Origin of the sequence: Prevotella sp. P5-92 (genome assembly GCF_002251245.1) — a bacterium.
Taxonomy (GTDB): Bacteria; Bacteroidota; Bacteroidia; order Bacteroidales; family Bacteroidaceae; genus Prevotella.
The window spans coordinates 1-7,334 of record NZ_NPJG01000134.1 but is presented as its reverse complement, the minus strand read 5'-3'; the positions used below and the strand labels follow the sequence as shown (position 1 = coordinate 7,334).

At 42.8% G+C, this 7,334-nt stretch carries 9 protein-coding genes and 3 pseudogenes; 4 read left to right on the top strand and 8 right to left on the bottom strand.

Annotation, left to right across the window (positions count from 1 at the left end):
* Positions 1-160: 160 nt before the first annotated feature.
* Both CIK99_RS14705 and CIK99_RS16150 read right to left on the bottom strand, forming a co-directional pair.
* Positions 161-697 (bottom strand): helix-turn-helix domain-containing protein, encoded by a 537-nt coding sequence (locus CIK99_RS14705; protein ID WP_094379475.1) that lies wholly within the window; start codon positions 695-697, stop codon positions 161-163.
* A 525-nt stretch (positions 698-1,222) separates the two neighbouring features.
* A complete protein-coding gene (locus CIK99_RS16150; RefSeq protein ID WP_371591055.1) occupies positions 1,223-1,444 on the bottom strand; it encodes a WYL domain-containing protein in 222 nt (73 codons plus the stop codon).
* A gap of 9 nt (positions 1,445-1,453) precedes the next feature.
* Between CIK99_RS16150 and CIK99_RS14700 the strand changes: the two genes are divergently transcribed.
* Positions 1,454-1,783, top strand: a complete 330-nt coding sequence (locus tag CIK99_RS14700; RefSeq protein ID WP_216822819.1) for a hypothetical protein — start codon at positions 1,454-1,456, stop codon at positions 1,781-1,783.
* A 108-nt stretch (positions 1,784-1,891) separates the two neighbouring features.
* On the opposite strand, the gene CIK99_RS14695 is transcribed toward CIK99_RS14700, so the two are convergent.
* Positions 1,892-2,872: a glycoside hydrolase family 43 protein gene (locus CIK99_RS14695; protein ID WP_216822818.1), complete on the bottom strand. Its 981-nt coding sequence runs from the start codon at positions 2,870-2,872 to the stop codon at positions 1,892-1,894.
* Positions 2,873-3,118: 246 nt separating this feature from the next.
* Here CIK99_RS14695 and CIK99_RS14690 point away from each other — a divergent pair.
* Positions 3,119-3,490, top strand: a pseudogene (locus CIK99_RS14690) (IS1380 family transposase); the annotation flags it as partial.
* On the opposite strand, the gene CIK99_RS14685 reads toward CIK99_RS14690, so the two are convergent.
* Positions 3,462-4,844, bottom strand: a complete 1,383-nt coding sequence (locus CIK99_RS14685; protein ID WP_173805372.1) for a family 43 glycosylhydrolase — start codon at positions 4,842-4,844, stop codon at positions 3,462-3,464. The pseudogene CIK99_RS14690 and the gene CIK99_RS14685 sit on opposite strands and share 29 nt — an antisense overlap.
* A 150-nt stretch (positions 4,845-4,994) precedes the next feature.
* On the opposite strand from CIK99_RS14685, the pseudogene CIK99_RS15070 reads away from it, so the two are divergent.
* A pseudogene (locus tag CIK99_RS15070) lies at positions 4,995-5,317 on the top strand (IS1380 family transposase); the annotation flags it as partial.
* Positions 5,318-5,368: 51 nt separating this feature from the next.
* Here CIK99_RS15070 and CIK99_RS15840 read toward each other — a convergent pair.
* The 4 genes and pseudogenes from CIK99_RS15840 to CIK99_RS14665 form a co-directional block, all read right to left on the bottom strand.
* Positions 5,369-5,509, bottom strand: a pseudogene (locus tag CIK99_RS15840) (hypothetical protein); the annotation flags it as partial.
* Positions 5,506-5,823 carry a nucleotidyltransferase domain-containing protein gene (locus tag CIK99_RS14675; RefSeq protein WP_094382243.1) on the bottom strand — a complete coding sequence of 106 codons (318 nt, stop codon included), beginning with the start codon at positions 5,821-5,823 and terminating at the stop codon, positions 5,506-5,508. The gene CIK99_RS14675 and the pseudogene CIK99_RS15840, both read right to left, overlap by 4 nt.
* A 250-nt stretch (positions 5,824-6,073) precedes the next feature.
* Positions 6,074-6,472 (bottom strand): HEPN domain-containing protein, encoded by a 399-nt coding sequence (locus CIK99_RS14670; protein WP_094382242.1) that lies wholly within the window; start codon positions 6,470-6,472, stop codon positions 6,074-6,076.
* Positions 6,469-6,783: a nucleotidyltransferase domain-containing protein gene (locus CIK99_RS14665; RefSeq protein WP_094382241.1), complete on the bottom strand. Its 315-nt coding sequence runs from the start codon at positions 6,781-6,783 to the stop codon at positions 6,469-6,471. The genes CIK99_RS14670 and CIK99_RS14665 overlap by 4 nt, the downstream gene beginning before the upstream one ends.
* 371 nt (positions 6,784-7,154) lie before the next feature.
* Here CIK99_RS14665 and CIK99_RS15635 point away from each other — a divergent pair.
* Positions 7,155-7,334 (top strand): hypothetical protein (locus CIK99_RS15635; RefSeq protein ID WP_216822817.1); only part of this gene is annotated, 180 nt, incomplete at its 3' end.

The following is a 7,334-nucleotide window of genomic DNA, read 5'->3' as shown; positions in this document are numbered from 1 at the left end:
CCGTACCGGCCTTTGTGCTTGTGGAATATTGTTGCTATTTTGTCCTTCACATCCTTGTATTTGTCATCATTGCCAATATTTTTCATGTGATAGTAAAAAGTGCTGCGTGCCATCTTCTTCAACTCCAACAGGAGATTGAGATCCACATGCTCCTCGCGCCTTAGTTCGTCAATGGCCCGCGCCCAATCCTTCTGTTTCGGGACTCTCTTTCCTCGACTAAGGCTTTCACTTTTTTTAGCAGCAGGTTCTCCGCCCTGAGGCGTTCGATCTCCCTGCGGAGCCTCTCGTTTTCCTTCTCACACTCTTCCTTTGGTAATCTTTTCATAATGCTCCTGGATTGTTCTCTTGGCGATGGTTGCTTACTTGCAAGCGCATCCTTTCCACCCTTGTTGAACTTGGACAGCCAGCCGACTAAGGTACTAGCCGAGATACCATGCTTAGAACTAATCTCAGGCAAAGTTAGCTCAGATTCTTGATATTCACGAATAATTTCGCATTTTTTTTCAAATGAATACTGGTTTTTCTTACATATACGCTTGTTTTCAAGTCCGGAGACTCCTTTTTCTTTATAAATGTATAACCACTCATAAATTTGATGGTGTCCAATGTGTAAACGGTCAGACACTGAACGAGGAGAGTTGCCCGCCTCTACTAATCTAATAGCTTCTAACTTTTCTTCTAATGTTCTTCTTCGCATATGAACAGTAAGTGTTGTGTCCAACTTTTGGGGTTCACTTCATCACCTGTCCCACTGTCCTTTTTAACGCCTCAAAGTTACAAACTATTTTCCATTCTTCCAAACTTTTCCCCGATTATTTGCGGATTTATCATGCGAAAGCCCCCGCCGCCTGTAGGGTCTTACACGAGGTAAGACCGCCCTACTGCCGCATATGCAATGGGAGCGTAGGCATCTCGCCCGCGGCAATTTTCACTTCTTCCCCACAATCATGTTCCACATAATCACGAGGAATAGCGACCAAAGTAATATCTGCATAACACTATCAATTATTATTTTTCCGGCTTCCCGTCTGAAATCATCAATCCAAGGTGATAGAAATCAGAGATAGCCTGCAAGTCTTCCTTTTTCTGATCATTATTGGTGTTACTGTATATAAACCATCCGTCAGACTCATGCTGCCAAATCTTTCCTTTCTACACAGGACGTTGTTTCTTGCCAACAAGAGGCCATCCGGCTCTCTTTCGCCCTACCCTTTCCACACGCTCAAAACCGATTCTGCGTAACACATCTCTCATTCGTGTTAACAGTATTGGCAACGATGTACCAACACTGATGCCAGAGTCGCAATAGGTATGGTTCTACGATAAGGAGAGAATCCTTGTTTTCGCAGTAATCATGGCTGATAATGCGCAAGCGATGGTTGTTCTTCATGGCAGTCATTATAGTGTCCAGATGATTCTCTGCCGATGGAATATTCTCCAGCATGATGCGACTATGCAACGACTTATGTTCCATCAAAGCATTGCTGACACTATTCACGGAGTAAAGCCATCGCTCCATCGAACCGTTCTTCAACTCATCTGGATTCTCCAGATAATATCTGTATTCGTCCTTACCTTCATTAGCTACAATTATACCAAACGTATCAAAGATAACATCAATCCATTTATGAAGGGTTCGCTTGGAAAGGTCGATGCCACCACTAAACTTCTCATTGCGAACCCACTTGTCATTGAGTTCACAATAAGAAATTTTGCCAGCTTTGTGCCGATATTGCTGATGTGTTCGCTGATAGTTCTTTTATCTTTATTGAGGTTTTGCTGATTTCTCCGGGAAAAAAATATGCACACGAGTGCCGGAAAAACTAGCCTTCGTGTGCCAAATATTAAAGCGAATAGATTAATTTTCAAATAGTTGCAAGTGTTCTACATACTATTTGGAAAGTGGTTCTATGTTCCAATGCTGTTTGATTGACTCCAACTCTTTCTTTGTAAGGTATGTGACGGCTCCGTGCTTTGGACTGGTGAAATTTGTAGTCTTCATAACGCCCTCGTTAAAGTGCCCCAGATTTTCATAGTTCACAAAATCTGTTGTCTCGCTGAATCCCATATTGCTTGGACGGGCACCATAGACATCGTACATAAGCACATACTTGTCGGTGCCAAGCCGCTTGAAGACATTAGGAGCCTCGGTCGAAACCTTCTCGGGATCAATGCGTCCTGTTTCTATAGGATAACCTGAGTTTATCCTGTCTGAAACTGAATGGAGCACCTTGGCTCCAGAGACATAGAACAGATGGTATTTGTCTCCTACCTTTGTGATATCTCCGTCAAGTCCACCTATGTCAGTTATTCTTACAGGAGTTGTCTCCAGCTTTGTAAAATCATCGTTGGGATATGAGTAATAGAGATGGCATTCCCTGTTGTTGTACCTGATGGTAAAGTAAATCATCATTTTCTTTTCCACCGGGTCATATACCGTCTCCGGTGCCCATGAGCAGTCAATATCTCCAAGTTCCGGAAAGGCTTTGTCAACACGGAAATCTGAATGAGTCCAATGTATGAGGTCGTATGATTTCATAAGGACAAGAGCGCGGTTGTTACCCCATCCGTATTTCTCGGCCGGACGCTCAAATTCTGTATCTCGGTAACCGGCTCGCTGACCGAATATGTGCAGATCAGTCATGGCCAGATAAAAAGCGCCATCCGGCCCTCGAGTTATGTGGGGATCGCGTACACCCTTCTGTTCGGCCAGTTCATAGCCTAAGAACACAGGCTTTCCATTATTAATGTCTGTAAAGGTATAACCGTCGTTGCTTATTGCCATATAGGCAGACTGGTCCTGATCCTTGAAATAGACCAGCAGATACCCGCACAAATCATCCTCATTGAATGGGATTGAGGGCTTATCCAACTTGGTTACAATTTCAATTCCAGTACTTTCTGCATCATTCTGAGCATTGCCGTTTACCAAACAGACCGCACCCAACAGGAAAAGCAAAAAACATTTCTTCATATTAATCCTTAATTCCGCAACACTTTGATTTGAATTAATTTATAAGTTCCTGAGCAACAAAAAGTTGCTCAGGATTTTGCCGTGTCAGATTTTTCACTTATCTTAGTGTTGCAATTAGAAAACAAGCGAAAATCGTAACAAGGCATGGCAAAGGTACAAATAAAATCTGAGAAACTCATACCTTTTGGAGGAATATTTTCAATCATGGAGAAATTTGACTCCATGCTTTCACCCGTTATCGACTCAACACTGGGTCAGAGATGCAGCAGTATCATCAGATATCAGTTCAGCGAGATAGTCCGTTCGCTGATGAGCGTTTATTTCTGTGGCGGCTCATGCGTGGAAGATGTAACGTCACAACTGATGCGCCATCTCTCGTATCATCCTACCCTTCGTACATGCAGCTCTGATACCATCCTCAGAGCCATCAAGGAACTGACACAGGAAAACATCTCCTATACTTCCGACCAAGGCAAGACCTATGATTTCAATACTGCAGACAATTCCACCAATCTAGGTCAAATAGCTCTTCATCGCCGCCCCTGAACAGTATATACACGTCATGAGTACCTTTTGGTTTGTCTCTGCCCGTGATTCTTCCTTCTTTGGTCTCGTTGGCCTTTCCGAAGTCAATCTTAGCAAATGAAGAACCATCCAGTTTGTCGATAAAGAACTCAATTGAACCGGCATTCTTCAACTGACCAATGGTTGCACTTACTGCAGTTGCGTTTCCTTCGCCGAAATCTACATTGCGCAACTTTATCCAGTCGCCGTTATGAACAGAGGTCACATAGTGGTCTTTACCGCCTTTTCTGTCGAGTTTCACTCCCCAGCTACTTGCCATGGTTTCTGCTTCCACTCTCTTGGTCGGATCAAGTTTTCCAACCGGTTTCACTCCTTCTTTTGTGAATGGAATGAATGGGATTGTACCGTCATTGTTGAACTTGAATTCCTCAATGGCTGTTGAACGACGAAATCCTCCTCCGTTAGGCAGGGCTCCGTTGTGGTAGAACATGTAGTTGTGTCCTTTGAATGTGATATTACCGCCATGGATCGTAAAGCTGTTTTCTGCCTCGTTCATGATACGGCCACGGAATGTCCATGGTCCATTCACTGTTGGGGCTGTTGAGTATGCCATATATTCAGGAACACCTCCGGCAGGATAGACTGCATAATACATGCCGTTCTGCTTAGTGACCCACGGACCCTCCTCGTACTGAGTCATCTCGCGGTTACGTCCTATGCTCCAGTCCATCTTTGATTGCAATGCGCCGAAACTCTTTGGATCAGTATATCCTGGTACTTCTTTATATCCGTCAGCAAACGAAATCATGTCGTCGTTCAACTTTCCATACCAGAATCCTTTGTTTCCCCAAAACAAATAAGGAGTACCATCGTCATCGATGAACACTGTAGGGTCGATGAATCCGAATCCTGTTGCCAACGGTTTTCCTATCGCATCTTTCCATGGTCCTTGAGGATTATCGGCAACTGCCACACATAATGCGTCCTTGCCGTCAGCTGTGTTGCAACAGAGATACCAATACCATTTTCCCTTGTGTTCAACTGCCTGAGCTGCCCATGCTCTGTCGCCTTGCTTCGCCCATGCGAATGTTTCTGTGGATACGGGAGCACCCAGATAGGTCCAGTTTACCATGTCTTCTGTACTGAACACTAACCAATCCTTCATTTTGAAGTAAACTGCATCATCCTCGTCATGGTCAACGAAAAGATACACCTTGTCGCCATGAACGTAAGGAGCTGGATCGGGTGTGTAGATTGCGCTGATGGCTGGGTTCTGAGCCTTCGCAGCAAAAACGGTCATGAGAGCAATACCCATGAGAACGAGTCTTGAAAATCTGTTGAGCATAAGTCTTACATTCCTTAATTCCGCAACACTTTGATTTGAATTAATTTATAAGTTCCTGAGCAACAAAAAGTTGCTCAGGATTTTGCCATGTCAGATTTTTCACTTATCTTAGTGTTGCAATTAGAAAACAAGCGAAAATCGTAACAAGGCATGGCAAAGGTACAAATAAAATCTGAGAAACTCACACCTTTTGGAGGAATTTTTTCAATCATGGAGAAATTTGACTCCATACTTTCACCCGTTATCGACTCAACACTGGGTCAGAGATGCAGCAGTATCATCGGATATCAGTTCAGCGAGATAGTCCGTTCGCTGATGAGCGTTTATTTCTGTGGCGGCTCATGCGTGGAGGATGTAACATCACATCTTATGCGTCATCTCTCGTATCATCCTGCTCTGATACCATTCTCAGAGCCATCAAGGAACTGACACAGGAAAACATCTCCTATACTTCCTACCAAGGCAAGACCTTTATGAGAATTAACAGGAAGTCCTTCATTTATTAATAATGCAGAAACAGCATGAAATAATGAATAGTATAGCCTATTCGCTATATTATCCCAAAAACCTGCATTTTGCAACACTTCTATTTGAGAAAATATACTATTAGCCTTTTCTAGTTCCAGACCAACAACTATCTTTCTTTCCGTTGGAGATAACGTCATATCAATTGTCTTTTATCTTGTTCAACATTTTGATAGAATGGCATTGGGGACATAGATTCCCATTCCTTTTTCGTATAAAGCACTGGAATTATACTTTCCCCGAGGCCCCAACCGAGGTCTGTGAGAGGATATACGATATTGTCATAGTCAGATTGTTCTATCTTTGCCTTATCCAATATGACAAGCAAATCCCAATCGCTGCCTTCACTATAGTCCCCCCTTGCCCTGGAACCATAAAGCAACAACTTCGCATTCTCAGGCAGCACGTTCTTCGCCACCTCCTTAATGCTCTCAACAATTTTATCTTCGCTCATAATATCCTTTTTAACGCCTCAAAGATACGAACTATTTTCCATTCCACCAAACATTTCCCCGATTATTTGCGGATTTATCATGCGAAAGCCCCCGCCGCCTGTAGGGTCTTACCTCGTGTAAGACCGCCCTACTGCCGCATACGCAATGGGAGCGTAGGCATCTCGCCCGCGGCAATTTTCACTTCTTCTTCCCCACAATCATGTTCCACATAATCACTAGGAATAGCGACCATAATAGTATCTGCATATATCACAACAAAGCTTCGATTTCTGATATAAACGATTTTGCTTTGGGGAGCAATTCATCAACCTCTTCACATGTAGCATATGCGAAGTCATCATAATCAGAACTATGACGACGTTCAAACAGAAGTGAAAAACTACGGTTTGACTCTTTCGATATCAATCCTTTAGAAACGAAATGTAATCCCAACATCTGTTTTACTCCAGCATGAGTAGAGGCCTGAATATGGTTCTTAATCAACAAAGCCACCATAGCATAATAACAAGCATAATACAGTCGATTAACTGCTGTATTAAAATAGCCCATATCTCTAAGATGTGGAACCTCTGCCAATGTTTCCTTTGCTCTACTCAACCGATATGAAACAAGAGCGTTCACATTTTCTTCACTCAATTGCTGCTTCATAACACTACTCCTTCGCTTGTAACATTTAAATAAAACGGAGTTGTAAATGGACGGTTTTCCCATGCAGCACGAGGCATAACACGAGCATTTATCAAAACTCCTGTTTCAATTTCTATATCACATAATGGCGATATAATCCTCTCCTCTTCGCTTATTGACAACTTTGGTTGATTAACCAGCACAAGCAAGTCTATATCACTGTCAGGACGCGCATCCCCCCTCGCCTCACTGCCGTATAGAATTGTCTTTGCTGTGGGGGCGACAACAGACATTGCCTTGCGTATTTTTTCCACTATTTCCGGTCGTCTCATATCTTATCGTTTTTTCTCTGATGCCGCAAAGATACAAACTATTTTTCATTCCTCCAAACATTTCTCCAAATTTCTTCCAAAAGAAAAGGCAGCGACTGCCATTTGCCGCTGCCTTTAAACCAATTCCAAACTATTATGATGAAGGAATCATATTGACAAGTTCACCAGCCCGAAAGAGTGAACCAATGTACCTGTCCCCATGACCCTTGGATGACAGGGCGGAACTTTATTCGAGTAGAACAAAAATTACCCCACCCAATTGCTATTTTAATTGCCTTTACGGCTCTATACATTGTTCTTATCATACGTTTTAATATATTCAGCTTTTCTTATGCAAAGAAAATGCAAACCGAGAGCAGAACTTGCCAAGCTTGCTTGAGCAATTATGCCGAGGTGCAGCTTTTCTTGGGTACAAAGTTAGTATTTTTATTGTTACGTTCCAAGAAAAAGGCGGGAAAAAGTGGGAATATGATGAATTTTTTTTTCAAAACCAAGAAAATGCAGGTGAAAGTGGCTCGATAGCAGCATTAAGGGAATTGAGTCAAAAAGAC